Genomic DNA, 25,037 nt, shown 5'->3' on the forward strand with positions numbered 1-25,037 from the left:
GTGCGCCGCGACTTCACCGCCACGGCGCCGAACACCAAGTGGCTGACCGACATCACCGAGCACCCGACCGGTGAGGGCAAGCTGTATCTGTGTGCGGTCAAGGACTGCTACTCCAACAAGATCGTCGGATACTCCATCGCCTCGCACATGAAAGCCTCACTCGCCGTCAGCGCGCTGCGCAACGCGATCGCACTGCGCGACCCGAGCGATGTCGTGGTCCACTCCGACCGCGGCGCCCAATTCCGCTCGGCGGCCTACCGGTCCCTGTTGCGCGGCCATGGGCTGACCGGGTCGATGGGCCGGGTCGGTGCCTGCGGCGACAACGCCGCCATGGAATCATTCTTCTCGTTGCTGCAGAAGAACGTTCTCGATACCCGACGGTGGCGTACTCGCGAGGAACTCCGGTTGGCGATCGTGTCCTGGATCGAGACGAAGTACCACCGCAAACGCCGCCAACGCACCCTGGGCAAGCTCACCCCGGTCGAGTTTGAGACCATCTACACGACCGCAGCTGCGGCCTGAAAACAGTCAGCTCCGGTGTCAACCAAACTCTGGGCAGACCCCGATGCCGCTGCTGTTCTCCTGAGGATGCATCCAGAGGTGCAGTGCCATTCCAGGACGCGAATCGGTCCCGGCTGGCGAACCGGTGGATGTCGCCGACGTCGGCCAACAATCGCGCGGCACCGGACGGGCCGATACCGTGCAGGTCCAGCAGCGTCGATCCGCGGGCGATCACCAGCTCGCGAAGATCCTTGTCCGCAGCCTTCATCTTCCTGTCGATGGTCTCGAGTTCGGCGATCAGCTCCACGACCAGACGGCGGCGGGTCTTGCCCACGATGTCCCGCGGTTTGATCGTCGCCACGAGCGCACGGGCCTGTGCCGCGGACAGGAACTTCTTCACACCTCCGGGAAACAGTTCCAGCAGCAACCGGTGGAGACGGTTGACGGTCTGCGTCCTGGCGCGGCCAAGTTCGTCACGGCGATCGACGAGCATGCCCATCACGACCAGCTCAGGGTCAGCCTGGACTCGGACCAGGTTCGGAGCGCGCAACGCGGCCAAGGCGACGGAGTGCGCGTCGACCGGGTCGGTTTTGCGGCCGTTGCCGGTGGCGAACACCCGCACCTGCGCCGACAACTTCGCCGGCACATCCAGCACCGTCTCACCGTCATGGACCAGCCGGTGGGCAATATGCCGGCCGACGCCGTTACAACCTTCCACCGCCCATACTCGCCCGGCGAACCGACGTCCAGCCGACAACATTTCTGCATACCCGAACTTGTCAGTGCCGAACTTGCCGACCGTGACCAGGTCACCGCGTTCGTTGATCACCTCGATCGTAGCCGAACGCTTATGTGGATCCATCCCAATAATGAACGTCATGGATATTCTCCTTGCTCGATGCTGATTGTTCCAGCAAGGAGGGCACCGCTACTTTGAGCAGAACAAACCCCTTTTGAGCCACTCCTCGCACGGTGCTCGGCGAGACGCATGCCATGAGAGAGCCACACCAATGACACGGGCAGGCAGCCGCAATGTGGGAGCAACTCACCGAGCACCTGGACCGCAGTCTGGCCGGACCCGGTCCTGCCCACCAGTGTCAAGTAGCCGATGAGCGAATGTCACTACGACTCGAGCCATGAGGGCGATGAGAGTTGGCAGGGCGAGTAGGTGCACGCCGGCCGATCAAGTCCTTGATCCGCGGCTGACGGGGTGAAGGCGATCAGAGCCACGCTCGCCGCGAACATAGACGCGCCTGCGGTCAGGGCAATGGCTTGGCCTGCGGCGACGGCGCCACAGCGCACTGCGGTCAACCTCGGCGAGCACCTGCGAAGTCACCATGCCCCACGACGTCCGTCACGACGTCTGCCTGCCCAAAAGGACTGAACGTCTTTCGCCGAGCGAGGTGTCACAAAGTGGTGCGCGAGACGTTGTCCAAGCTTGTCATGAAAGCCGTGATCCATGCCCGAGCGTCGTGGGCCCGCAGCCAGCTCCGCATGGCTTTCATCTTTCGGACCTGCTCGGCCGGACTCATCTCGATCGCCCGTAAGATCGCGTCTTTCAAATCGTCCGCGTCATACGGGTTGACCAGAATGGCTTCGTCCAGCTCTGCGGCTGACCCGGCGAATTCGCTCAGGACAATGGCACCGCGATTGTCTACACGACTCGCGACATACTCTTTCGCAACGAGGTTCATGCCGTCTCGAAAGGGGGTCACGACCATGACATCGGCCGCTCGGTAGATTGCCATGACCTCGTCGTAGTCGAGCGGCTGGTTCGTGTAGCGGACCACCGGGTTCCCCATTCGGCCGTAGCTGCCGTTGAGGTGGCCCGCGAGGCGGTCCACCCGCTCTCGCAAGCTCGTGTACCTCGCCACTCGCTCCCTGCTCAGGGTGGCAACCTGGATGAACGCGAGCGGGTTCGAGGCCGTCTGCACGTCGGCGAGGATCGCGCCGTAGGCCAGGAGACGTTGTTCGATTCCCTTTGTGTAGTCGAGACGGTCGAGCCCGGCTATCACGATCTCGGGATTCCCCAGTTCGGCTCGGATCCGCTGGGCCCGTCGCATGATCTGCGGTCGCCCGACGTCTCGTTCGATCGCCTCGACGTCGACCGAGACCGGATAGGCGTCAACCATGACCGTGCGCCCGCCGACGTGGACGGAGCTGTCGCCGTTGCGCAGACCGAGGAGGTCGGCGCACAACCGGAGGAAGTTCTGCGCACTGGCGGGACGTTGGAAGCCGACGACGTCGGCACCGAGCAGCCCCCGCAACGTCTCGTCACGATCGGGCAGCTGGGTGAACAGTTCCGGTGGCGGGAATGGGATGTGCAGGAAGAACCCCGTGCGCAGGTCGGGTCGCTGGTCCCGGAGCAACGCGGGCACGTGCTGCAGCTGGTAGTCGTGGATCCATACCGTCGCCCCGCGCGCCGCGACGTGCGCGACTGCGTCGGCGTAGCGTTGATTGATCATGCGATAGGTGTCGCGCCAGTCCCGGTGGAATTCGGGGCGCTCGATCGCGTCGTGGTACAGCGGCCACAGCGTCGAATGGCACTGCCCCTCCAGGTGCCATTCGACTTCACGGCCGGACATCGGGATCGCCATGGCGTCCATCCCACTCGCTGACTCGAGGCCGGCGGCCGCGTCGGCGAGGCCGGACCACCCGACCCACACCCCACGCCGCTCCACGACCAACCTGCGCAACGTGTGACTGATCCCGGTATTATGTTTCGACCGCCCGTCACCGGCACCGAACGGCGGGATTCTGCTCATCACCACGACGAACTCGAACTGCCGATCGCTGTCGCGGCCGACCACCGGTGCCCGCGTGGTCGCAGCGGGCACGTCCGGCCGATACGCGCTGTGCGGCACGAGCTGCCGGGCGTCTTCGACCTCGGATGGCGCGGGTAGGGCGAGCTCCGCCAGGCGCGCGGCACGCCAGAGCGCCCGGAAGGTCCCGACATCGCCGCCGAGCTGGTCGACGATCAGCTCAAGGTGTCCCCACTTGGGGACCCTCGGGCCTCGGAATACGTTGTGCACCGTGGTGTAGCTCAAAACTCCGCGGCCGATACCCGTGGCGATCTGCCGTACACCCGGCTCACCAGCATCGAGGTGCAACTCGTGCAGCCGATCGAACAGGTCGGTGACTGCCCCGGCTGGTGTCGGCTCCCGTTTCAGCGCCACGGCTCTCCCATGCTCCTGGTGTTCAACTCTGTCAGAAGCTGTCAGGTGACCACCAGTCCCCGTAGCGGATCGGAGTACGCGGTGCGTTCAGACCTGTCCGCGTCCGTGCTAGGTCGTCACATTCCTGCCGGCGCCCGTAAACCGGACGACCCATCACCGGACGATCGATCCGACCGGCATCACATCGGCAGGAGGCAGGCCATGACTTTGCGACACGAGATCACCAGATTCGCGCTCTCCTTGTCGGCGTTCCACATCGGCACGAAGACCTTCAAAACCCTGGACCCGCAGCACCGGTCGATCGTGGTCATCGACATGGCGGACTCCGGACGGCGGAACGATCGCGCGCAGCTGCACATCCGGGCGAGCCTCGATCGGGTCGTCCGCACGGCTTTCCACGCGTCCAAGATCCCGTGGCACCGGCTCGAAACCGCCGATCGAGGCGACGGCATGATCGTGTTCGTACCGGCTGCGGTGTCCAAGGCGGTTCTGCTCAACCCGTTCATTCCTCAGCTGAACGCCCGCCTGCACGATCACAACCTGCGTGCCACGCCGGGCCACCAGATCCGGGTGCGGGTCGCCGTCCACGCCGGCGAAGTTCTCCCCGGCCCGCACGGCTGGGTCGGGACCGATCTCAACCTGGCCTGCCGCCTGGTCGATTCCGCACCGCTGTACGAAGCACTCACGCGCCACCCACATACAGGCCTCGCGCTTGCCGTCTCCGACGTGATCCACCAGGGAGTAGTCCGGCACGGTCACAGAGGAATCGACCCCACCTCCTATCAGCCTGTTCACGTGGCAGTAAAAGAAGTCGATGCATGCGCTTGGATCCACACACTCGCACGGCACGCCCCCATCACCGAGACGGGGTGAAGGTCAATTGCCCCAACGCTCGCTCATGCCGCTGATCGGTCGTTGACCCGGACGTCCGCTCCTGCCGACGACCGCCCGAGTGGATCAAGCTGAACAGCGCGCCGTGGATTCCGGGCAGGGCGCTCCGCATGAAGGACAGGCCGGCCTCCCCGCTCCGTGCATCAGGAGCCGAAGGACACCAACGGGACAAGGGGTGCGGCCTGTGACGCCTTGGCGAGCGCACGCGCTGGTGTCGCACCCCGATGCAGCAGGTCGTGGTAGCAGCTCATGACGTCCACGGCAGTGTCGTCTGCCACTCTCGCGACCGCGGCCACCACGGTTTTCGTTCCGCTGTAGAGGAAGGCCGCGGCGTAGCCGAGCATTTCGTCACCGGTTCTCATCACCGAGCGGCCGGTGTCGCAGGAGGACAGCACGACGTGTTCGGGTGCCGCAGGCAGCGCTTCGATGTCATACGCCATCAGTGGGCCGTCTGCGAGGTCCAGCCGTGAGAACAGGATATTGCCCGGCTCGTGGTGGCCGTGCGCGGCGAAGTGCACGATCCGGCGGTTGTCCATGTGCGCGAGAGTCGCCGCGACTGTCGCGTCGTCGCCGGTGAGCATCGTACTGGCGGGCAGGATGCCCGCGATCTTGCCGATCTCGGCGGTGGCGAACTCGAGGCCCGGCCCGGCGACCAGCAGCGGGCCCGCGCCGGACGGCTCGGTGCGTGGTGCGTGTGTGCCGCGCAGCCACGACGACGCCGAAGGTGTCACGGTGACCGGACGTCCGCGCAGCGCGTCGAGGAGCCCCCACGGGATTCCGGCGAGCGGGCCTGTCGGGACGACGACCAGGTCCCGGTCGGCGAGGATCTTCTCGAACGGCCGCACGAGACGCTCGCCCAGTACGGTCAGCTGGTGGTCGACCGACCCGGTCATGACCTCCCGCAACGCGGGCGGATGCCGCCTGCCGCACAGGGCGTCGAGGTCGGCGCGCAGCCGGGTGATCGCCTCGACGACCGTCGGCCTGTCCCCAAGACGCACGAGGTCGGCCCGCCCGTCGGCGATCGCCAGAGCGAGCAGTTCGTCGTCGACGGTCATGAAGCTCACCATCACCGCGTTCTGCGCGGACAGCTCGTCCGAGACGTGGTGCAACGTTGCCAGGTGGTGGTACCCACCGTCCCCGCCGACGCGCCACCCGCGTTCCCGGATGAGGTGCTCCAAACGGGTGCAGCGGCGCCTGGCTTCGACGTCCGGGCGTCCCGCGAGCTCGGCGTCCCGGATCACGACTGCCAGCCGGCGCAGCTCGGCCGCCGCATCGGAGGTCTCGGCGTCGAACGGCGGGCGCACCGGTCGCATGAGGAACGCCTGTGCTCGCGAGCGTTCCGCCCAGCCGAAGATCCGTGCGGGGCTGCTGTGCCGCACGGTGGTGGCCAGCCCGACAGCCGCCAGCTCCGACGCCAGCGCGGCCGCGCCGGTGCGCAGGTCGAGGCTGCCGAGCCTGCCGCGGTGTTCGTGCAGCAGCGAGAGTCCCGATCGCGCCTGCCGTAGCGCGTCACCAGTGCGTCCCGCGGCGAGGTGCAGCTCGGCAGTCGTCATCCTGCGCAACAGCACGGTCTCCAGCACGGGCTGGGCGCTGCGTCCGGTCGCGAGGTGACGCCGTGCGTCTTCGAGCCGTCCGCGCCGCGTCGCGGCCCGCGAAGCCAGCAGACCGGCAGTCTCGGCGTCGTTCTGCAGGCCGAGGCCGCGCAACCGGATGGCGAGTTCGGCGGCTTCGGCCTCGACGCTGTTGAGTCGTTTACCTGTGCAGAAGTCCGCGCGCAGGCGGGTGAGCACGGCCACCGCGGCCCGGCTCGAGTCGCCGCGCCGGAGGAAGTACCGTTCGGAGCGACGCGCCCATGACCTGGCCGTACCGAACTGCTGCTGGGCGACGGCCGCCTGCGCTCGGGTGAGCGCGGCCTCGGCGCGTTCGTACGTCGGCCGCCGGCCGAGCAACCGGATCGCCTCATCCAGCTCTGACGCGGCTTCGTCGGCGAGACCGGCCTGCATGAGCGCTCTCGCCTTGTCGATGCCGACGACCGCGAGCAGCTTCGGCGCATGGACCGCAAATCCTTGTCCGGCCAGGGTGAACGCGCGCAACGCCGCCGGGATGTCGCCCCTGAGCGTTTCGCAGTAACCGAGGTTGAGGCGTGCCTTGGCCACGATCAGCGGCAGGTCCGCGGCGTGGGCGACCGTTTCGCAGCGTTCGAGGTCGATCTTCGCGAGCCGCGCCCGCCCGGCGAGCCCGTGCAGCATGCCGCGGTTCATCAGATCGGTGGCGAGGCCGTACTGGTCGGTGGGATCGCTGTTCAGGGAGATGCCCTCGTTCAGGTGGTGGAGGGCGTCGTCCATCCTGCCGACGAGAATGCAGAGAAGGCCGCGCTGCGAGAGCAGCGCACTGCGATCCTCCGGCGCCACGACGCGTTCGGCCTCGTCAAGCAGCCGGAAACCCTCCTCGCTGCGGCCGAGGTGCACCTCGGCCGCAGCCATGCTGATGAGGATGCGAGCCGCGATCACCTGATGCTCGCGCTCGCGGGCGTCCGGCCATCCGATCAGCCGCAACGCCCGCCGGAACAGCCGGATGCCCTCGCCGGAACGGCTGCTCTCGATCGCGGCGCGGCCCCGGCCGTGGAGGTCCCGGGCCTGAGCTCCGACGCGCGCCATCACGTCGAGGCGCGCCTGATCGCGAGAGCCAGCCAAATCCAGAAGCTCGTCCGGTTCCTCTGGGGTGAGTGGTCCTTCCGGAAGCTCTTGATCGCCTGCATCGCCCGTTCCCTCATGAGATCCTTGCCCACCTCCGTGATCGGCACGCTCTGCTTCACCAGGTACCGCGCGAGCTGGGCGGCGACTTCCGGAGCCGCATAGGAGGTTCCGGACCCGATGGCGAACCCGGTCGCGTACAGGTCGGCGTCGGCGGACTGCCGCTTGCCCGACCGGGTGATGCGTCCGGGACCGACCGGGCCGCGCACGCTGGGCGGGAAGGTACTGAGAACGTTCGCCCCCGTCGCCTCGACGGTCACGTTCGGCCCGGCATTGCTGAACCACGCCTGGGTGTCGTCCGGGTTGAGCGCTCCCACCGCGACCACCGGGGGGCCGGGCCACGGATCGCTCGAGTCGGCGGCCTCGGTGGCGAAGGCGGCCGGGTAGAACCGGCGGGTGGTGGAGTCGTTGCCCGCGGCGGCGACCACGATCACGCCGAGCTCGGCCAGCGCCCGGAGAACCGTGCGGAGGTGGCTCGCCTTCGACGACTCGGTCTCGACGTAGCCGCCGAGCGAGATCGACACGATGTCGACGATGTCCTTGTCGCTCTGTGCGTTGGTGATGCGGTCGACGAGCAACCACATGGCGAGCAGGAGGTCGGCCTCATAGCAGATGTTGTCGCTGTGCAGCACCCGCATGGCGAGCACGTCGGCGTCCGGCGCGTTCTGCAGGATGCGGCCCGCGATGAACGTGAAATGCCCGGTCGCCCTGGAGACGTTCTCGGTCACGGTGTCGTCGTAGGTCGCGCTCTCCCAGGCTTCGGTGAGGATATCGGTGGGCGTCAGCGTGTCCAGGCGCTGCTGCTGCGCCATGATCGCGGCCTCCGATGCTTCGAAGCGATGAAGGAAACCGCCGGCGGGCAAGGGATCCCCGAGCTTCTTGAGGCCGAACCACGGGTGCGCGTTGAGGCCGGTGTCCGGCACCGCGATCACGACCCGGCGGCCACCCGGCGGCTTCTTGCCGCGCAGCGGCGGTGCGCCGGTGTAGGCGACCGGCAGCATCCGGTAGGACGCGTTGGGGCCGCCGTCATCGGCGGAGTCGCGGATGTCACGCGGGCCCCAGGTCGGGACACCACCGTAGTTGGCGCCGACCATGAGGTGTTCCAGCGAGATGAGGTCGAGGCCGGGGTGCGCGTCCAGCCGGCCCTGGCTGCTTGCAGTGCGGATCTGCTGGAGTGCCTTCCAGGCGTCGATCTCTACGGCGTTCTTGCCGTACGCGACGAGCACAACGGGGATCGGGAACAGCGCCGTGTACCGGTCGTCCAGTCGCCGCAGCTGGTCGGGGAGAGCGGGAGACGGCGGTGTTTTACCGTCCGTGAGCAGACTGACGCCCGTCACGTTGATCTCTTTTTCGATCTTCTCGAGCAGATTGGCGTCGAGGAGCACACTTCGGGGAAACAGCAGAACGGCGGAGCGGTACACGGTCGACAGCGATTGCGGAGTCGGCCGGCCCCCGGGCACGCGTGCTGCCTCGACGGGGCGCAACATACGGCTGCCGTGCCTGTCCAGCAACGACTGTGGCCAGTCAGGCAGGTCGGGGTGGTCGGCATAGACGTCCGATCGTTCGCTGACACGGATCGTCATCGGAATCTTCCTCTCAAACAGGTCATTCGGTAAGTCGCCGCGGGAACCAGGCGCGTTGCACCATTCGCAGGATCAGCAGTGCAGCGGGACGGTTTGGCGTGAGGTGGACTTGGCCGGAAGCGTCACACGGAACTTGAGCGCGTTGTTCGACTCGCTGCGTTCCGCGATCTTGTGATCGGGATCAATGGTGATCGTGACCGTGTGCGCGCGGCCGTAATCGAACGCGCTCAACGGCAGGGCCGCGACCGTGGAGCCGGCCGAATCCGGGCTCACGGCCGTGTTCAGCGTGACCATCGCGCCGGGGACGCTGCTCACTTTGACCGGAACGAGCCCCGGCAGCTGTTCGGGGGTCGCGCCGGTCAGCGCGACGTGGAAGAACACCTCGAGCGCGTCCTGGCCGTCGGCAGCCCCGCCGGGCTGCAGGACGCAGCGCAACCCGCGCGCCGGTACGGCGAGGTCGAGGGCCGGACTCGGCGGCCGTTCACCACTCAGCTCGACGACCATCGCTTCGTCGTTCAGGTCGTGTTTGACGACCAATTGCGCGGTCTGCGCACCGGTCGCACCACCGGGCTTGAACTTCACGTCGACGGTGCAGCCGTCACCGGGTTCAAGCGTCTTCCCGACGCATTCCCCGGTGTGGGTGAACTTCGCCTTCGCCGGGCCGTCGAGCTCGACGGTGTCGACGTGCACCGGCGCCTCCCCGGTGCTCTTGATCGAGACTTTGCTGTCGCAGACCGGTCTGCAGGTCAGTCTCGCGGGCGTGGCCTCGAGCTTGCGGTCGTTCTTGCGAGTCGGCGTGGTCGACGGCGGCGTGGTCGACCCGGTTCCCACTATCTTGGTCCGGATCTGCAGAACAGGCACGATCTTCTCGCCGGTCGCGACGGTCACGCCGGCCGCGCCCGAGTAGGTGACAAGAGCCGCGACCACCGTGATCAGCAGGCCCAGGGTGGCCCGGACCGGACGCCACCGACCCACGGTGCTGATGAACGGCGGGATGGCCGCACCGAGACAGAGCGCGACCAGCCTGCCGGGGCCGGACTCGGTGACCAGGGTGGACAAGGCCGTCCCGCACACCGCCCCGACGATCGACAGCCCGAGGCCGATCGACGCGTTCGTCGCTTCCGTTGTCGCCATCGCACTCCACGTCCCCTCAAAATCGATTACCGCACCAGGGGTGGCGCGAGGGCCTCGCAGATACGACGAAATCCGTGATTGTTTTTGTGGCCGTCCGGGTGAATCTCGCGGCACGTGTAGCGCTCTCGGTGATCGACACGACTTCTCTGCTGGAGGAGGTGAGCGTTGCCGCTCGCCGTTGGCTTCGCGGCACCGAGATGAACGGACTTCCGACGTCGGCCACCAACGCACACATCGGCGAACTGCTCGAGGCCGCCAGGACCGGCGACCGCCAGTGCCTCGCCGAGATCGTCCGCGAGCTGACCCCGATGCTCTGGCACATCGCGCGGGCGCAGGGACTCGACCCTGATTCGAGTTCGGACGTCGTGCAGCACACCTGGCTCACCCTCGTGCGCTCGCTGGCGGACATCCGCACCCCCGATGCGCTCACCGGCTGGCTCGTCGTGGTCACCAAGCGAGAGGCGTGGCGGGTCGCGCGAGCCCTGCGCGCCGAGCGGCTCGTCGATCCCGCGGACCTGCGCGACAGCCCGGACCAGGACCTCGGTCCCGAACAGCTCGCGGTGGCCGCGGAGACCAACCACCGGCTTTGGACCCTGCTGCGCCGGCTTCCCGACCGTTGCCAACGGCTTCTGCGCATCGTCGCGTTCGTGCCGCGACCGGACTACCGCGCCGTCGGCGCGAGCCTCGGTCTTCCGCACGGGTCGATCGGCCCGACCCGCGGCCGATGCCTGGCCCAGCTGCGGCGGCTGCTGGAGGCCGGTGGCCGCGACGACGAAGTGTGGGTGCCATGACCAACCCCGACGAGGTCGTCCTGCAGCAGGTCCGCGAGCTGTGGACGGCTGTCGACCCACCCCCGCCGCTGTTGGCGGACTGGGTCCTGTTCGCGTTGGAACCGACCACCGCGGACGTCGAGATCTTCCGGGCGGGCGGGCGCCGCGAACTGGCGGGTGCCCGGGGCGAGGAATGCACGCGGTCGATCACCTTCAGCGGCACGCGCCGGACCGTTGTGCTGACCCTGACGCCCTCGACCGAGGACACGGTCCGGGTGGACGGCTGGATCGCCCCTCCAGGTGCGCTGCCGGTCGAGCTGCGCACCGGGAAAAGACTGCTGTCGACGACATCCGATGAGCGAGGGAGGTTCGCGTTCGACCAGGTCGAGCACGGCCAGGTGCAGTTGGTGGTGCGGGACGACGGCACCACGCTGACACCGGCCATCGTGCTGTGACGGTGGTCGGCCGCGCTGTCCTGAGCGCCGATGCCGCAGGGACGCCCGCGTTGCGAGGTGTCTCGCTCTGATGCGCCTCCCGGGCCTGTTCGCCACGCAGCCACCGAGCAGCGGTACCGCACGGTCGGCAGCAGGTGATGCGCGGGGTTGCGCCACCGGCCCGTACGGCTGGGTGATTGACCTGCGGGGCAGCACAGCGGCGACGCTTGGCCGATGCCGACGTGCTCGATGGGGACAGAGTGAGTCCCGGTGCCGGGTCACCGGGACTCACTCGGCCGCTGGTGTCAGCGGTCCATCAGAGCGAAGACACCCCAGCCGAGGTACTCGCGTTGGTACCGGACGTGGCGTACCGGAGCGGCGGTGAGCTCCGCGCGCATCTGCCCGGCCAGCTCGTCGTCGGGATGTGCGTCCAGCCAACGGCGGATGTTGAGCCATTGAGCCGCGACGTACCGGTCCCAGCTGTCCTGATCGGCCAGGACCATCTCCACGACGTCACAACCCAGCTCCCCGAACTGTTCCAGCAGTTCCGGAAGGCCACGGAAGTCGTCTTCACCGGTGGCGTGACAGCCTTCGACGGTGGCCTGATCCGGAGGTTGCCTGCGCCAGTACGGCTCGCCGATCAGCATCATGCCGCCGGGACGCAGGCTGCGTCGCAACAGGTCCACCGTGCCGGCAACGCCACCTCCGATCCAGCTCGCACCGACGCACGACCCGATATCGACCGGGTCGTCGGCAACGTGGTTCGACGCGTCACCACGGGTGAAGCTGACCTGTCCGGCGACCTCCAGTTCGCTCGCCCGTGCCCGGGCCTTGGCCAGGAACACGGTGCTGATGTCGACGCCGGTTCCGGTGATGCCGTGATCGCGGGCCCAGGTAGACAGCAGCTCGCCCGAGCCGCAGGCCAGGTCGAGCATCCGGGTGCCGGGTGGAGGGTTCAGCGCCTCGCCCAAGTCGGCCAGTTTCCGGCTGGTGAGCGGGTTGTGGATGCGGTGGCCGCTCTCGCGGATGGTGAAGCTACGGGGTAGATCCACTTCGGGGATTCCTCACGTCCAAGGGGTAGTTCACAGTGGTCAGCACTGGGTCGGCCGTTGACGGCCGGGCTACCCGGACATTCATGAAATGCACCTCTTCGGACGGAAGGCCATACGTTCGACGGGAAGGCTAGGTGGGTCGCACGTGCCCGTCCACCGGTTATCGCGTCGACTCCGACGCGCTCTCGCTCTGCAGGCAGCCCGTCAGCCGCAGATCGGGCTGTACGTACGCTGTGCGTTTCCGGGCCGCCGGGCAACCACCGAGGCCTTCCTGGCGTGCTGGAGGCATGACGTCGTCGAAGTCCTGGCTGCCCGAGGCGGCGTTGTTGTGGCTTCCCCTGCTGGTGCTGGTCGGCGGGCTCGCGGTGGTGTGGACCGGCGTCTCCATGGCCGTGGATGTGCACCGGTCGGCGGGACTTTTCCCGGGGCGGGAGATCGTCCCGGGCCGCCGGGTGCAGATCCGGGTGTGGCCGGACGAGCGACGCGCGGAATTGGACGACGGTGACAAGCACACCCCGGTCATCGTGGCCGGCAGCCTGCTGACCCTGCTCGGCGCGGGCGGCACCGTCCTGCTGTTCCGGTGGCATCACGGCGTGCGGCTGGGCGTGAAGGCGGACAGGTGGCAGACGCGGTTCGATGCGTGCTTGTGGTGGCTGTCTCGCTGGCGGTGACGTCTCTTCTCTTCACGAGTTTGTCCGTACGGGCAGGGTCAGCCCGATGTGCCGCGCTCGGGCAGGGACCGCACCGGGTCGTCGGCGCGCGGCCCGAGGTGGATGACGCCGTCCATACCGATCTGCGGGGGCGACGCGCCGGCGTCGCCCCCGCAGACCGGCGCGGTGCTACTGGATCGCGAACGGCGCCGACACGTCCACCGCGTACGGCGTCGTGCCGTTCTTGTCCAGCTGCAGCACGTAGCTGCCCGGCAGCACGACGGGCGGGCCGGACGCGTTGATGTCCCCCGCGCTTTCGGCCAGCGCCGCCGCCGGGAAGGACACCCGCACGACCTGGGACCGGCCCGGGTCGAGCGTCACCCGCGCGAAGCCGACCAGCCGTTGCGGCGGGACGACCACCGGGCTCACCGGCTGTGCCACGTACACCGGCACGATGTCGGTGCCCGCGCGGGTTCCGGTGTTCGTGACGGTGAACGTCGCGGTGGCCGTGCCGCCCCGCGCCACCTTCGGCGGCACCGACAGGTTCGTGTGGGTGAACGTCGTGTACGACAGGCCGTAACCGAACGGGAATTGCGGGTTGTACGCGTTGCCCTGACCCGAGGCGGTGCTGGGCAGCTGGTCGAAGAACTTCGGCTGGTCCCCCAGCGGGGACGGCGCCGTGCCGGCGAAGTCACCGCCGACGGCCGGCGCGTCGGACGGCCAGCTGATCGGCAGCTTGCCCGCGGGGTTCGTCTTGCCGAACAGCACATCCGCCACCGCCGTGCCGGCTTCCGTGCTGCCCTGGTAGGCCATCAGCACCGCGTTCGCCTTCCCGGCCGGGCCCAGCCCGACCGGCCGGCCGGCGACGACCACGACGATCACCGGCTTGCCGGTCGCCTCGAGCGCCGAGATGAGAGCCTGCTGGTCGGGCGCCAGGGCCGGCGCCGGGTTGTCGCCCAGTCCTTCCGCATAGGCCTTCTCCCCCACCACCGCCACGTAGGCGCTGGTGTCCGCCGCGGCCGCGACGGCGCTCGCCTGGTCCGGTGCGTAGACCGCGGCCGGGTTCGCGGCCCGGATGCCGCCCAGCACGGTGGTACCCGGCGGGATCTGGTTCTCGGGGCCCATGCAGCACACGTGCCCGGCACCCGCCACGCCCTGCCAGCTCACGCTCCAGCCGCCGAGCTGGTTGGTCATCGAGTCCGCACTCGGGCCGGTCACCACCACCTTCGCGCCCGCCGGCAACGGCAGCGCGTTGTTCTCGTTGCGCAGCAGGGTGATCGACTCCCGCGCGGCCTTCAGCGTCTGATCACGGCCCGCGGTGACGGCGGCATCGGCGGCATTCGCGTCCACGCACGGTTTCGCCGGATCGGCCACGCACGGCTGGTCGAACAGGCCGAGCCGGAACTTCAGCGTGAGAATGCGGCGCACGGCCTGGTCGATCCGGGCGCGCGAGATCTTGCCCGTGTCGACGGCCTGCAGGATCGCGGCCTGCCACCCGGCCGCGTCGGAGACCTGCATGCTCATGTCGACGCCCGCGTTCACGGCGGCGGCGATGGCACCCGGGAGATCCGCCGCGACGTGATAGGCGGTCTGCAACGCGGTGACGTCCTGGTAGTCGCTGATCACGACACCCTGGAAGTGCATCTGGTCGCGCAGGACGTCGGTCAGCAGGTAGCGCGACGCGGTGGCGGGAACGCCGTTGATCGAACCGGAGTTGACCATCACCGTCTCGGCTCCCGCGTCGATCCCGGCCGCGTACGGTGGCAGGATCGTCGTCTGGAGGTAGTTCATGGGGAGTAGCGCCTCGGCCCGGTCGTGGCCGTTGACCGACTGCGAGTAGCCGGCGAAGTGCTTGACCGTCGCGCCGACGTTCAGCTCACCGCGCTTGCCGGGCGTCTGCATCCCCTTGATGTTCGCGGCGCCCATCGCGGCCGACAGGACCGGTTGCTCGGCCCACGTCTCGTAGGTGCGGCCCCACCGGTTGTCGCGCGCGATGTCCTGGACCGGGGCGAAGTTCCAGGTCCAGCCGGTGGCGCGCAGGGCGTCCGCGGTCGCCTTGCCACCGGCCTGGGCGAGCGCGGGGTTCCAGGTGGCGCCCATGCCGATGGACTGCGGGAACAGCGGCGCCTGCCACGGGTGGCCGAAGCCGTGCACCGCGTCGACGCCGAACACCACGGGGAGGTGCAGGCGCGAGTTCTTGATCGCGAACTGCTGGATGGTGTTGTACTCGGTGGCCCAGTCGTAACCGGTGTTGCCCACGCCGCCCTTGCCCGTGGTGTCGACCGGATTCTCGGTGCCGCCCGCGAGAACCGAGCCGACGTTGGCGTCGACCAGTATTTTCCGCATGCATTCGGGGTTGGGGAGGTTGAATCCGTTGTTCCCGCACGTGGTGCCGTTCGGATCGGTCAGCGTGGTGACCAGCTGCTGGTCCATCTGGCCGACTTTCTCGGGCAGCGTCATGGCGTGCAGCAGCGCCTCCACCCGCGCCGGCACCGGCCGGCGGGCGTCCAGCCAGAGCACGCTGCCCGGCTCGACGGCGGCACTGCTACTGGCGGCGAACGCGGGAACCGCGAGCAGGATCGCCGCCGCGAACCCCGTGACGGTGGCGCGGGTACTGCGTCTGTGATTGCGGAACACCTGACCTCCTTCAGCCATGGTCGGCACGGACCGGCCGCATGGTGCGAGCGCACCGTAGGCACCATCCCCCAGGCTGTAAAGCGCCGAACGGCGGCCGTGCACCGGAGGCGGCAATTCCTGCGCGTCCGCGACCTTCCCGGGAAGAAACTTTCACCGTGACTCGCTTCGGGGCATGCCCTGGCGGTTTCTCCACCGCAGCTTGCTCAGTTCCAGAGACCGGTGGCGGCGGTTTCGGTGACGTAGTCCTCGAACGCCCTGGCGGCCCGGCCGAGAGCCCGTTCCACACCGTCGGTGGGCTCGGGGGCCGAGCCGTCCCGGATGGCGACGAGGATGCCGGTGAGCAGCCGCGCGATGTCGGGCGGGATGCCGTCGGCGACCTGGCGCTCGGTATGGGCCTCGGGAGCGACGTCGGTGTAACGGATCGTGCGTCCGGTGGCCTTGCCGATGAGATCTGCCGCCTCACCGAAGCTGATGGCCCGTGGCCCGGTCAGCTGATAGGTCCGGCCTCCGTGGTGGTCTTCGGTGAGCGCCGCGGCGGCGACTTCGGCGATGTCCTCGGCGTCGATGAACGGCGTGCGCCCTTCACCGGCAGGCAGGGACAGCGACCCGGCGAGAACTCCCGGCAGCCAGGGTCCTTCGCTGAAGTTCTGCGAGAACCAGTCCGGTCGCAGGATGGTCCAGTCGAGTCCGCAGGCGCGCACGGCCTGTTCGGCGGCCTTGAGCGGATGGCGGTCGTCAGCCTGGCCGACGCCGCCGGCCGACAGGAGCACCAACCGCCGCACACCTGCGGCGACCGCTCCGGCCACGAACCTCGGGATGCGGTCCCCGCTCGCCCGCAGGTGGGGTTCCACGACGTAGGCGGCGGTGACGCCCTCCAGCGCGGGTGCCCAGGTCGCCGGATCCGCGAGGTCGAACGCGATGTCTCCGCCGGTGCGGGAAGCCGTTCGCACTGCCTGGCCGGCGGCCCTGAGACGCCGGGTGATGCGGCGACCGGTCTTCCCGGTGCCGCCGACGATGAGGATGTTCTGCATGCCAGACAGCCAACTCCCCGACTCGAGGACGATCCATGGGAGAACGTCGAGAATGCCTTTGTGATCGTCTACGGTGGACGGGTGGACGTGCTGAGCGACCTGCTGGTCCGGGCCCGCGCCGGCAACACGCGAGTCCGGCAGCTGATCCGGCGGCCGCCGTGGTCGGTGACCTATGCCGATCCGCCACCGCTGACCGTCGTGGCCGCGCTCGGCGGGTGCGCTTCGGTCAGGTTCGACGACGCCGGTGCGGCGGCGGCGCGGCTTGCCCCGGGGGATATCGCCCTGATCAAGGGACCCGGCCGGCACACGATCGCCGACGACCCGTCCACCCCACCCGGGTTCGTGATCCACCGGGGGAGGAAACACTTCCCCGACGGCGGTGAGGTGGCAGCGCAGGCCCAACGGCACTCGGCACCCCGTACCTACGGCGACAGCCTGCCCGGGGCAACCACCATGCTGCGCGGCGCCTACGACCTCCACGGTGACGCCGGTGCCCGGCTGCTGGACATGCTTCCGCCGCTGGCGGTCGTGCCCGCCGGGCCGCGGACGCGGCCGGCGCTGGATCTGCTCGCCACCGAGATCGCGCGCGACGAACCCGGCCAGGACGCCGTCCTCGCCCGATTGCTGGATCTGGTGCTCGTGCTGGCCTTGCGCGCCTGGTGCGCCGGGCCGCAGGCAGTACTCCCGGCCTGGTACCGGGCGTTGGAAGATCCCGCCATCGGCGACGCGCTGCGCCTGATGCACGACGATCCCGCCCGCCGGTGGACAGTCGCCGCGCTGGCCACCGAGGTCGGCATGTCCCGCGCCGCCTTCGCCGCACGCTTCACCACCTTGGCCGGCCAGCCACCGCTCACCTATCTCACCGGCTGGCGGATGACCTTGGGGGCGGACCTGCTCCGGGACACCGAGGCCGCCATCGCCACCGTGGCCCGCACGGTCGGCTACGAGGACGCCTTCGCCTTCAGCGTCGCGTTCAAACGCGCCCGCGGCGTCAGCCCCTCGGTCTGGCGCCGCAAATGCGCTGACACCTCGGCAACGACCGGCGGATGAGGGGCCACCCCCCAGCCGGAGTGACCGCCGCCGCGTCGCTCCGGACGTGCCCGGTGGTGCCGTAGCGACAGCGGGCCGCCGGGTCCGGCGACACAACGTTTCCGCCCGGTTCACGGAGCCGCGGTGCGGTCGCCCAGCCACGCCCGTGCGGTGGCCAGGTAGTCCCGCGTCACGGCGGTGTCGGGCGCCCACGCCTCGAAGCCGTGGGGCGCGCCGGGCACCACGTGCAGCGTGGCGTCGACGCCCGCCTCGCGGAGCCGGCGGGCGTACGCGGCGGACTCGTCGTGGAGCAGGTCGATGTCGCCCACGCCGATCCACGCCGGGGGCAACCCGGCGAGGTCTTCGCGGCGGGCGGGCACGGCGTACGACGGCATGTCCGGGGCACCGGGTTCGGTGCCGAGGTAGGAACGCCAGCCGAAGCGGTTGAGGCGGTTGTCCCACCCTCGGTGGTTGCGGTCGTCGAGCTCGCGGCGGGCGGCGGTGCGGTCGTCGAGCATCGGGCACAACAGCCACTGCGCTCGCGGCCGCTCGCCGCCGTCACAGAGGCGCTGGACCAGCGCGGCCGCGAGCGCGCCACCGGCGCTCTGCCCGCCGACGATGACGCCGTCCGGGCCACCGGCCTGGTCGCGGGCCCATGTCCAGGCCGCGTGGCAGTCGTCGAGCGCGGCCGGGTACCGGGCGTCCGGAGCGAGCCGGTACTCCACGGACACCACCGTGATGCCCAGCTCGCGAGCCGTTTCGCCGCAGAGCCGGTCGTCCTGGGCCGCGCGGCCGACGACGAAACCGCCGCCGTGGATCCACAGGAGGGTGCGACCGGGCCGCGTGACACGCGGGCGGTGGATCCGCCACCCCGGCGTGCTCTCGATGTCCACACCAGGTACCTCGACGGGCCGGATCTGCGCGGTCGCCGCGCGGATCTGCTGCAGCACCCCGGCTTCCTCCAGCGGCACGCGCGGGAGCCGGTCGGCCCGAGAACGGAGTTCGGGAGCGATCTCGGCAAGTTTCACCGCACTGCACCGATCGTGGCCTGCTTCGTCGTGCTCATCGCCTCAGTTTACCGTGCGAACCACTCGCTTGATGGCGTTTTCCCAACCCAGTTGCCCAGTAGTTGGCTTTCCACAAAGGAAAAAGACCTTCCCGTCCCTGTTGTCACATCTGTCCGAATCGGAGTGACTCCTCGGTACACTGTCCACGAAGGACCGCGGAGGCGACGGGAATCCGGTCTCGGTCGAGGCACATTGACACGTTCTTGTATCGCAGTGCAGGCCGCGGACAAACGCGCTAACGGTTCGAAAGCCCCGAGTCGGGAGGCGCGGAATCCAGCTCCATCTCGGGCCACGACTGTGGCGCGGGGCCGAACGCGCGGCGGGCGGCCCGGACTGCCAGGGCGGCGACGGTGGCGTTGGCGCCGCCGCCGATCACCGCGCCGATGCCGAACGGAGCCACCCGGCCGAGCACGATGATGCCCTGTTTGGTGCCGTACTTCGTGACGAAGTTCTTGCCCAGCACGCTGTTGATCTGGTTCAACGTCGCTGCGGGCACCTTGCTGACGAGCTGGCGGGCCCAGTGCTGCCCGGTGCGCTCGGCGGCCTTGCCGACGATGGTCGAGGAACCGGACTGGCCGAGCAGGATTCCCATGACCAGCGTCCGTCGGCGTTCGATCTCGTCCAGCTGAACGCCGTGGACCTCGGCGACCGAGAGCACGAACAGGGCGCTCAATTCGAGCGAGGAGAAGGTCTCGCCCGCCGACAGTGCCAGCGCGACCCCGGTGCCGACCGCGGGCGCGGCCGCGGTCGCCCCGACCGCGGCTCCGGTACCTGCCAGGGCACTGACGTACATCCGCTCCAGGGTGCGCACGACCTCCGCCGGCGTCGCCTCCGGGTTGCGCTGACGGGCCCGCGCGATGTTCTTGCGCACCAACGGTGCCTGCAAGCCGATGGCCTTGTCCAGCAGCTTGAGGGCCGGCTGTCCCGGCCCGCTCGGGGCCGGGGCCGGTCGGTCAAGGGCGTCAGATGCCACAGCAAGCTCCCTCGGGGTCGTCAGGTTGTCGCCCAGCCTGGAACCCTATACGGAATCAGTTCGGGCACCGGCCCGTGGCGATCGAGCAACGCACGCTCATGCCGCTGGGCAAGTCACGCCCGGACCGCACCGCCGGCGGACACCACTAGCGTGATCGGCCAGCGAACATCCTCGGTCTCGCCCAGCGTTCGCCGGCCGATCACGATGTCCCACTGCTCGTCCGTCAACCGCCCGCCGGTGGCGACGCAGCATCGCACGATGGACCGCACCTCTTGGTTCGCCGAGTCCACCTGCAGGCCCCGCTCCCACAGTTTGAGCGCGTGCAGCGCAGCGCGGCGCGACACCTCCGGGGTTGAGGCGTACCAGTGCCCACCCATCCTGCTCGGTGGCGGATCGCCGGGTGAGGGCACCCGCCGGCCGAGTCGCTTCTGCCGCACGCGTGCGTTGATGTACGAAGCGACCTCCTCGCGCCACACCGCGCGACTGGCCTCCAACGCCTCGAGCGCCCGCAGCAGAGCCGATTCGTGGTGCTGATACGGCCCGGCCAGCTCACTGAGGAAGCTCAACGTCGCCCGGTGACCGATCGGGTGATACAGGCCCACACAGGAACACAACGCCGCGACCCGCCGGCCATGCGCCAGCCGCCCATCACGCACCCTGCGCGCCCGCTCGGTGAACCCCATCGGCAGACAGTACCGGTCACCGGGTCCCTCCGGTCTCCCTTGGCCAACGAGCGGGCTTCGCCGAATCCGCTCAGTAGCCGATGGGCGGACGTTCAGCGGTGCTGCTCCGGACAAAGCGTGGTGCACCGTGATCCGGCGAAGCCCTGGCCACGGCATCGCCGATTACCATGCCTCGGGAGCAGACCCGCTCGTCCGGAGGACGATCCATGCACCGGTGCCTCCGGCGAACCGTTCTTCGTTATGGTGCCGCCGTTTCTGCCGCTGCCCCGCGGCGGCACGGCCGCACCGGCTACCCCGCTCGGCGCAATTTCGCTTCCGGGTCTCGAAAAGCGCCTACACTCCGGCCTGTTTCAGGTAGGCGCTCGATGTTTCTCAAGAGGGGGATCAGATGACCCGCACGCGCCTCTTCCGGACCCTGGCCGCGCTGTGCGCCGCGCTGGCTGTGACCGGTGCCGGTACACCGGCCGCCGCCGCTCCGCGCACCGTGCTGCTCAACCCGCCGACCGTCAGCTCGACCAGCTGGAACTGGCTCCGGCACTTCTCCGATCCGCCACGATACGACCCTCCGGTCGTCGTGACCGCCACCGGTGGCGTGGGGTCGTACCAGTACTTGTGGCAACAGATTTCCAGCAGCACCATTTCCGCGAGCAACCCCACCAGCGCGTCGACGAGCTTTTCCACGTTCATCCCCGCCGGAAAGACGACGTACCGCACCGCGGTGTTCCGCTGCCAGGTGATCGACTCGGCCGGGATCACGGCCTACACCCCCAACGTCACGGTCACGTTCGAGCAGGAGTGGGGCGACTGACCGGAGCCGGGTTCCTCAGCAGAACGTGACAGGAGCTCTCCGGGTGCCGCCAAGTTGCCGCGTCCGGGCCCTGGCAGCCCGGTCTCGTGGACGACCTGCTCCGCGCCGTGGCCGACGACGTGACGTTTTCTCAATGGGAGAATCACGCAGCAGGCCGGACATCGCACCGGCCGCGCCGCCACCGCGGCCAGGGTGAGTCAGCGTTCCGATGATCTCAGAACAGGGTCGCGGGTTCGACCGGCTCCGGCTCGGGCAGCGCGGCGAGACCGGGCACGGACGCTCGGACGTCGTCGTGGAAGCGGCGGGCCAGCGCCGGTGCGTCGTCGTTGTCGGGCGTGTGCACGAACACCGTCGGCGAGCGGCCCTCTCTCAGCCAGCCCGCGACCACCTCCGTCCACGGCTGCCAGCCCTCGACCGTCTGCTCCACCGAATCCCGGCCCAGGTAGCGGACGATCGGGTGGTCCGTCAGGGCCCGCGTCCGCCGGGGCAGGCGCGGCTTCTTGGCCCAGGCGTCCTGCTCGGCCTCGCTGGCCGGCGGGCTGCCGAAGAACACCGTCGTGTCGAACGGGACCCACTCCGCCTCCGCGGCGGCGAGCGTGCGCTCCAGCCGCGACGTCGCTCCGGTGTCGGTGAAAAAGTCCGGGTGCCGGACCTCCACCGCACGTCGGCGGTCGGGCGGGAGACGGCGCAGGAAGCGCAGCAGCGCATCGACGTCGGATGGGCCGAACGAGCCCGGCAGCTGGGTCCACAGGACCGCCCGGTCGCCGAGGGGCTCGATCGCGTCCAGGAACGCCCGCATCTCCGTCTCGACCCCGGCGAACCGGCGCTCGTGCGTGACCACCTTGGGCAGCTTGACCACGAACCGGAACCCGGGGCCGGTCTGCTGCGCCCACGTCGCGACCGTGTCGCGAGCCGGCGTCGCGTAGAACGTCGTGTTGCCCTCGACCGCGTTGCACCAGCCGGCGTACGCGCGCAGGCGTTCCCTGGCCGGCAGCGATGGCGGCAGGAAGCGTCCGGGCCACGCCTTGTGGGTCCACATCGCGCACCCGACGTGCAGGCTCATACCCGAAAACTACTGGGGGGCGTAGCGCACGAAGGCGTCGCCCCACGGGTCGCTCGTGCGGCCCTTCGGACAGCGGGGACACCACCGTCGCGCCTGCCTCCTGCGCATCCGCGACGGCACGGCTCCCACATCACCAGGGCGGCGGCCCGGTGCTCGCCCGCACGACGAACGTCACCGGCACGCTCTCCGGCGTCGCGATCCGCACCCCGGACCGGATCTCGCCCAGCAGCGTCCGCACCACCCGGCGCCCCAGTTCGGCGAACGGCTGCCGGACCGTGGTCAGCGGCGGCCAGAAGCTCGCCGCCTCCGCCATGTCGTCGAAGCCGACCACGCTGACCTCACCCGGCACCGAACGGCCGGCCTCGTGCACCGCCCGCAGCAAGCCCAGCGCCATCTGGTCGTTGGCCGCGAACACCGCCGTCACCGCCGGGTCGTGGGCCAGCACCCGCCCCAGCGTGTAGCCCGACTCCGCCGTCCAGTCCCCCACCACCGGCACCGGCACCGTCCGGTCGAACCGCGTCAACGTCCGCCGCCACGCCCGTTCCCGGTACTCCGCCGCGAACGAATCCGACGGGCCCGCGATGTGCCACACCGTCTCGTGCCCCAGCTTGAGCAGGTGCTCCGTCGCCAGCACCGCACCCTGCGCCTGATCGGTGTCCACCGTCGGATACCCGGCGCGGGCGTTCGAATCGACGACCACCACCGGGATGTCCTCCGGAAAAACGATGCCCGGCCAATCCAGGTCGTATTCCTCGACCAGGACGACCAAACCGTCGACATCGTGGTTCCGCAACTCCCGGAAGGCGTCGGTCACCGCCGGCCGGGACAGCCGGCCCATCGGCATGAGCTTGACCGCGTACCCCTCGGCCGCGGCCGCCTGGGCGACCGCGTCGAAGGTCCGGCTGTTGCCCAGCGTCGCCAGCGTCGAGGTCACCACCCCGATCGACCGCGCCGGGTCCGGCAGCACGACCGCCGTCCCGGTGGCTTGCCTGCTCGGCCGCACGCGGTCAGCGCCCGGCGACGGTCGCCGAAGCGGGCGATGGCCACTGGGGCGGCAGCCCGGGCACGCTCGCCGTGCGGCGCACCAGCTCGTCGGCCGATACCCGTTCCCGCCGCACCCGCGTCACGTACGCCACGCCGCCACCTCCCCGAACACCCCCACGCGAAGGATTCGCGCATCCCGATCCGCGTGGAGACTAGGACGAGCGGGGCCGATTTGTAAATCTCATGATCGCCACGCGGTCGTGACCTTTCCGAAACAACCGGATAGGCCGTTCAGCCGTATCGGCCCCCGCCGTCGAAATACTCGAATTCCGGGCGCCGGACAATGAACCGGACAATCGCGCGCGGCCGGTGATTCGCCCAGCTGCACGCTTTGCCGAGATGGCCATGTCACGGGGAGCGCGCGTGACCGACGCTTCGGCGGCACTTCAGGAATTCCCGGCCGGGTCGGCGAGATCGAGGATCCACGCGCTCCACGCCGTGTCGGCCCGCTGGTCGGGCAGCTCCAGCGCCGTCGACACCGTCTGGACGAGGCCGGTGGCGAAGAACGTCCGCACCTGCCACGCGTCCGCACCCGTCAGCCGGGCGATCGCGTCCCGCCAGCCCGTTCACGGCGAACTGGTTGTCGTAAAGGCAGCGGTACGCGTGGATCAGCCCGTCCTCGCCCAGTTCCAGCCGGTCGTCACCGTGGAACTCGACCCGGTTGCCGGTCTTGGCGAACGTGCCCGTGAAGCGCCAGGCGACGAGCACCGCGCGGCGGGTCACCTCGGTGTAGAGCCCCATGCGCGTGAACGAGTAGTCCGGGTAGGCACGCGCCATCCGGGTCACGAACTCGCGGATGGCATCCGGTCCGTGGACGGTGTGCCCCAGGGCGGGTTCGTCGTAGACGAGGTCGGCCGCGCACGGCGACAAGCGCGATTCAGACATCACATGTCTTGACTTCGTTCTGTGAGCGAAACTGGTGAATCAGCCACTCTCACGCGATACCGATGCCTCCTTCGTACACATACATCATACGAATGCTAGAATGGTTCTCCAGGTGAGGCGTCCGAGGAGGGCCATGGCGAGGTCGTTGACCGACGAAGCGATCGACCGGATCCGGGAGTTCGTCCGGTCCGGCCGGTTCCCGGCGGGCGCCAAGCTGCCCCCCGAACACGAACTGGCCACCGAACTGGGCATTTCCCGCAGCCCCACCCGGGAAGCCGTGAAGGCGCTCGCGCTGGCCAGGGTGCTCGAAGTCCGCCGCGGCGACGGCACGTACGTCACCAGCCTCGCGCCGAGCCTGCTGCTGGAAGGCCTCGGCAACGCGGTGTCGCTCATGCAGGGCGGCAGCATTCTCGAACTGACCGAGGTGCGCCGCCTGCTCGAGCCCGCGGCGACCGGCCTGGCCGCCACCCGGATCACCGACGCGCAGCTGCGCACCGTCGGCGAGCTGCTCGACGCGATGCACGACGCGGTCGAGGACGTCGAACGCCTCACCGTGCTCGACGCCGCCTTCCACCGGGCGGTCGTCGCCGCGACGGGCAACGAGACGCTCACCGCACTGCTGGATGGGATCTCCTCGCGCACCCTGCGCGCGCGGGTCTGGCGCGGCACCGTCGAACGCGGCGCGACGCACGTGACGCTGTCGCAGCACAAGGCCATCTACGACGCGCTCGCCGACCGTGACCCCGCGATGGCCACCGCGGCCGCGCTGATGCACGTCGACACGTCCGAACGCTGGCTGCGCGCGCACCTGGCCGAGGTCCGGGAGCTCGACGGCAAGGCGCCGTGACCGGAGACCGGTCACGGCGCTCGTGA

The 25,037-nt window shown here is 69.3% G+C and carries 23 protein-coding genes and 1 pseudogene; 8 read left to right on the forward strand and 16 right to left on the reverse strand.

The window, feature by feature from the left end:
• The coding region (locus ACLJQF_RS16835; RefSeq protein WP_410609699.1) for an IS3 family transposase at positions 1-522 on the forward strand (522 nt) is incomplete at its 5' end.
• On the opposite strand, the gene ACLJQF_RS16840 is transcribed toward ACLJQF_RS16835, so the two are convergent.
• Positions 473-1,381, reverse strand: a complete 909-nt coding sequence (locus tag ACLJQF_RS16840; protein ID WP_410609700.1) for an IS110 family transposase — start codon at positions 1,379-1,381, stop codon at positions 473-475. The genes ACLJQF_RS16835 and ACLJQF_RS16840 overlap by 50 nt on opposite strands.
• Positions 1,382-1,907: 526 nt before the next feature.
• Positions 1,908-3,677, reverse strand: coding sequence for a trehalose-6-phosphate synthase (locus tag ACLJQF_RS16845; protein WP_410609702.1), 1,770 nt, complete (start codon positions 3,675-3,677; stop codon positions 1,908-1,910).
• A gap of 201 nt (positions 3,678-3,878) precedes the next feature.
• Between ACLJQF_RS16845 and ACLJQF_RS16850 the strand changes: the two genes are divergently transcribed.
• Positions 3,879-4,550, forward strand: a complete 672-nt coding sequence (locus ACLJQF_RS16850; RefSeq protein ID WP_410609703.1) for a hypothetical protein — start codon at positions 3,879-3,881, stop codon at positions 4,548-4,550.
• Between the two features lie 161 nt (positions 4,551-4,711).
• Here ACLJQF_RS16850 and ACLJQF_RS16855 read toward each other — a convergent pair whose 3' ends face one another.
• From ACLJQF_RS16855 to ACLJQF_RS16865, 3 genes are all read right to left on the reverse strand, one after another.
• Entirely contained in the window at positions 4,712-7,225 is a 2,514-nt protein-coding gene (locus tag ACLJQF_RS16855) for a CHAT domain-containing protein (RefSeq protein ID WP_410609705.1), read from the reverse strand.
• Positions 7,225-8,904, reverse strand: coding sequence for a S8 family peptidase (locus tag ACLJQF_RS16860; RefSeq protein ID WP_410609707.1), 1,680 nt, complete (start codon positions 8,902-8,904; stop codon positions 7,225-7,227). Before ACLJQF_RS16860 ends, ACLJQF_RS16855 begins: the two co-directional genes overlap by 1 nt.
• 72 nt (positions 8,905-8,976) lie before the next feature.
• Positions 8,977-10,038, reverse strand: a complete 1,062-nt coding sequence (locus ACLJQF_RS16865) for a hypothetical protein (RefSeq protein ID WP_410609709.1) — start codon at positions 10,036-10,038, stop codon at positions 8,977-8,979.
• Between the two features lie 197 nt (positions 10,039-10,235).
• On the opposite strand from ACLJQF_RS16865, the gene ACLJQF_RS16870 reads away from it, so the two are divergent.
• Entirely contained in the window at positions 10,236-10,829 is a 594-nt protein-coding gene (locus ACLJQF_RS16870) for an RNA polymerase sigma factor (protein ID WP_410609711.1), read from the forward strand.
• Positions 10,826-11,263 carry a hypothetical protein gene (locus ACLJQF_RS16875; RefSeq protein WP_410609712.1) on the forward strand — a complete coding sequence of 146 codons (438 nt, stop codon included), beginning with the start codon at positions 10,826-10,828 and terminating at the stop codon, positions 11,261-11,263. Before ACLJQF_RS16870 ends, ACLJQF_RS16875 begins: the two co-directional genes overlap by 4 nt.
• 284 nt (positions 11,264-11,547) lie before the next feature.
• Here the strand turns inward: ACLJQF_RS16875 and ACLJQF_RS16880 are convergent, their stop codons facing one another.
• Positions 11,548-12,294, reverse strand: a complete 747-nt coding sequence (locus tag ACLJQF_RS16880) for an SAM-dependent methyltransferase (RefSeq protein WP_410609714.1) — start codon at positions 12,292-12,294, stop codon at positions 11,548-11,550.
• 287 nt (positions 12,295-12,581) lie between these two features.
• Between ACLJQF_RS16880 and ACLJQF_RS16885 the strand changes: the two genes are divergently transcribed.
• Positions 12,582-12,965: a hypothetical protein gene (locus tag ACLJQF_RS16885; protein ID WP_410609716.1), complete on the forward strand. Its 384-nt coding sequence runs from the start codon at positions 12,582-12,584 to the stop codon at positions 12,963-12,965.
• Between the two features lie 168 nt (positions 12,966-13,133).
• Here ACLJQF_RS16885 and ACLJQF_RS16890 read toward each other — a convergent pair whose 3' ends face one another.
• A complete protein-coding gene (locus tag ACLJQF_RS16890; protein ID WP_410609718.1) occupies positions 13,134-15,581 on the reverse strand; it encodes a glycoside hydrolase family 3 N-terminal domain-containing protein in 2,448 nt (815 codons plus the stop codon).
• A 203-nt stretch (positions 15,582-15,784) separates the two neighbouring features.
• Positions 15,785-16,612 (reverse strand): NAD(P)H-binding protein, encoded by an 828-nt coding sequence (locus tag ACLJQF_RS16895; protein ID WP_410609720.1) that lies wholly within the window; start codon positions 16,610-16,612, stop codon positions 15,785-15,787.
• Positions 16,613-16,693: 81 nt separating this feature from the next.
• On the opposite strand from ACLJQF_RS16895, the gene ACLJQF_RS16900 reads away from it, so the two are divergent.
• On the forward strand, positions 16,694-17,662 hold the full coding sequence (locus ACLJQF_RS16900; RefSeq protein WP_410609721.1) for an AraC family transcriptional regulator: 969 nt from the start codon (positions 16,694-16,696) through the stop codon (positions 17,660-17,662).
• 110 nt (positions 17,663-17,772) lie between these two features.
• Here ACLJQF_RS16900 and ACLJQF_RS16905 read toward each other — a convergent pair whose 3' ends face one another.
• The 3 genes from ACLJQF_RS16905 to ACLJQF_RS16915 form a co-directional block, all read right to left on the reverse strand.
• Positions 17,773-18,669 (reverse strand): alpha/beta hydrolase, encoded by an 897-nt coding sequence (locus ACLJQF_RS16905; RefSeq protein WP_410609723.1) that lies wholly within the window; start codon positions 18,667-18,669, stop codon positions 17,773-17,775.
• Between the two features lie 274 nt (positions 18,670-18,943).
• The gene (locus tag ACLJQF_RS16910; RefSeq protein ID WP_410609725.1) at positions 18,944-19,681 is read right to left on the reverse strand and encodes a hypothetical protein; all 738 of its coding nucleotides are present in this window, start codon (positions 19,679-19,681) and stop codon (positions 18,944-18,946) included.
• 113 nt (positions 19,682-19,794) lie between these two features.
• Complete coding sequence (locus ACLJQF_RS16915; RefSeq protein ID WP_410609727.1) at positions 19,795-20,364, reverse strand: hypothetical protein; 570 nt, start codon at positions 20,362-20,364, stop codon at positions 19,795-19,797.
• A 388-nt stretch (positions 20,365-20,752) separates the two neighbouring features.
• On the opposite strand from ACLJQF_RS16915, the gene ACLJQF_RS16920 reads away from it, so the two are divergent.
• On the forward strand, positions 20,753-21,172 hold the full coding sequence (locus tag ACLJQF_RS16920) for a hypothetical protein (protein ID WP_410609729.1): 420 nt from the start codon (positions 20,753-20,755) through the stop codon (positions 21,170-21,172).
• A gap of 214 nt (positions 21,173-21,386) precedes the next feature.
• Here the strand turns inward: ACLJQF_RS16920 and ACLJQF_RS16925 are convergent, their stop codons facing one another.
• The 5 genes and pseudogenes from ACLJQF_RS16925 to ACLJQF_RS16945 all read right to left on the reverse strand — a co-directional run.
• Entirely contained in the window at positions 21,387-22,211 is an 825-nt protein-coding gene (locus tag ACLJQF_RS16925) for a DUF72 domain-containing protein (protein ID WP_410610327.1), read from the reverse strand.
• Positions 22,212-22,365: 154 nt separating this feature from the next.
• Complete coding sequence (locus tag ACLJQF_RS16930; RefSeq protein WP_410609730.1) at positions 22,366-23,238, reverse strand: substrate-binding domain-containing protein; 873 nt, start codon at positions 23,236-23,238, stop codon at positions 22,366-22,368.
• Positions 23,239-23,242: 4 nt separating this feature from the next.
• On the reverse strand, positions 23,243-23,371 hold the full coding sequence (locus ACLJQF_RS16935) for a hypothetical protein (protein WP_410609732.1): 129 nt from the start codon (positions 23,369-23,371) through the stop codon (positions 23,243-23,245).
• A 294-nt stretch (positions 23,372-23,665) separates the two neighbouring features.
• Entirely contained in the window at positions 23,666-23,794 is a 129-nt protein-coding gene (locus tag ACLJQF_RS16940; RefSeq protein ID WP_410610358.1) for a hypothetical protein, read from the reverse strand.
• Positions 23,795-23,897: 103 nt separating this feature from the next.
• Positions 23,898-24,164, reverse strand: a pseudogene (locus tag ACLJQF_RS16945) (nuclear transport factor 2 family protein); the annotation flags it as partial.
• Between the two features lie 133 nt (positions 24,165-24,297).
• Here ACLJQF_RS16945 and ACLJQF_RS16950 point away from each other — a divergent pair.
• Positions 24,298-25,011 (forward strand): FadR/GntR family transcriptional regulator, encoded by a 714-nt coding sequence (locus tag ACLJQF_RS16950; RefSeq protein WP_410609734.1) that lies wholly within the window; start codon positions 24,298-24,300, stop codon positions 25,009-25,011.
• Positions 25,012-25,037: the final 26 nt, after the last annotated feature.

The organism is Amycolatopsis sp. lyj-109 (assembly GCF_046548995.1).
Taxonomy (GTDB): domain Bacteria; phylum Actinomycetota; class Actinomycetes; order Mycobacteriales; family Pseudonocardiaceae; genus Amycolatopsis.

Bases quoted from the DNA above. Each gene is read 5' to 3' on its own strand.
- ACLJQF_RS16925 (WP_410610327.1), bottom strand. From the start codon at position 22,211: ATGTGGACCCACAAGGCGTGGCCCGGACGCTTCCTGCCGCCATCGCTG.
- ACLJQF_RS16870 (WP_410609711.1), top strand. From the start codon at position 10,236: ATGAACGGACTTCCGACGTCGGCCACCAACGCACACATCGGCGAACTG.
- ACLJQF_RS16855 (WP_410609705.1), bottom strand. From the start codon at position 7,225: ATGGCGCGCGTCGGAGCTCAGGCCCGGGACCTCCACGGCCGGGGCCGC.
- ACLJQF_RS16860 (WP_410609707.1), bottom strand. From the start codon at position 8,904: ATGACGATCCGTGTCAGCGAACGATCGGACGTCTATGCCGACCACCCC.
- ACLJQF_RS16920 (WP_410609729.1), top strand. From the start codon at position 20,753: ATGACCCGCACGCGCCTCTTCCGGACCCTGGCCGCGCTGTGCGCCGCG.
- ACLJQF_RS16875 (WP_410609712.1), top strand. From the start codon at position 10,826: ATGACCAACCCCGACGAGGTCGTCCTGCAGCAGGTCCGCGAGCTGTGG.
- ACLJQF_RS16915 (WP_410609727.1), bottom strand. From the start codon at position 20,364: ATGGGGTTCACCGAGCGGGCGCGCAGGGTGCGTGATGGGCGGCTGGCG.
- ACLJQF_RS16885 (WP_410609716.1), top strand. From the start codon at position 12,582: ATGACGTCGTCGAAGTCCTGGCTGCCCGAGGCGGCGTTGTTGTGGCTT.
- ACLJQF_RS16895 (WP_410609720.1), bottom strand. From the start codon at position 16,612: ATGCAGAACATCCTCATCGTCGGCGGCACCGGGAAGACCGGTCGCCGC.
- ACLJQF_RS16950 (WP_410609734.1), top strand. From the start codon at position 24,298: ATGGCGAGGTCGTTGACCGACGAAGCGATCGACCGGATCCGGGAGTTC.
- ACLJQF_RS16850 (WP_410609703.1), top strand. From the start codon at position 3,879: ATGACTTTGCGACACGAGATCACCAGATTCGCGCTCTCCTTGTCGGCG.
- ACLJQF_RS16840 (WP_410609700.1), bottom strand. From the start codon at position 1,381: ATGACGTTCATTATTGGGATGGATCCACATAAGCGTTCGGCTACGATC.
- ACLJQF_RS16865 (WP_410609709.1), bottom strand. From the start codon at position 10,038: ATGGCGACAACGGAAGCGACGAACGCGTCGATCGGCCTCGGGCTGTCG.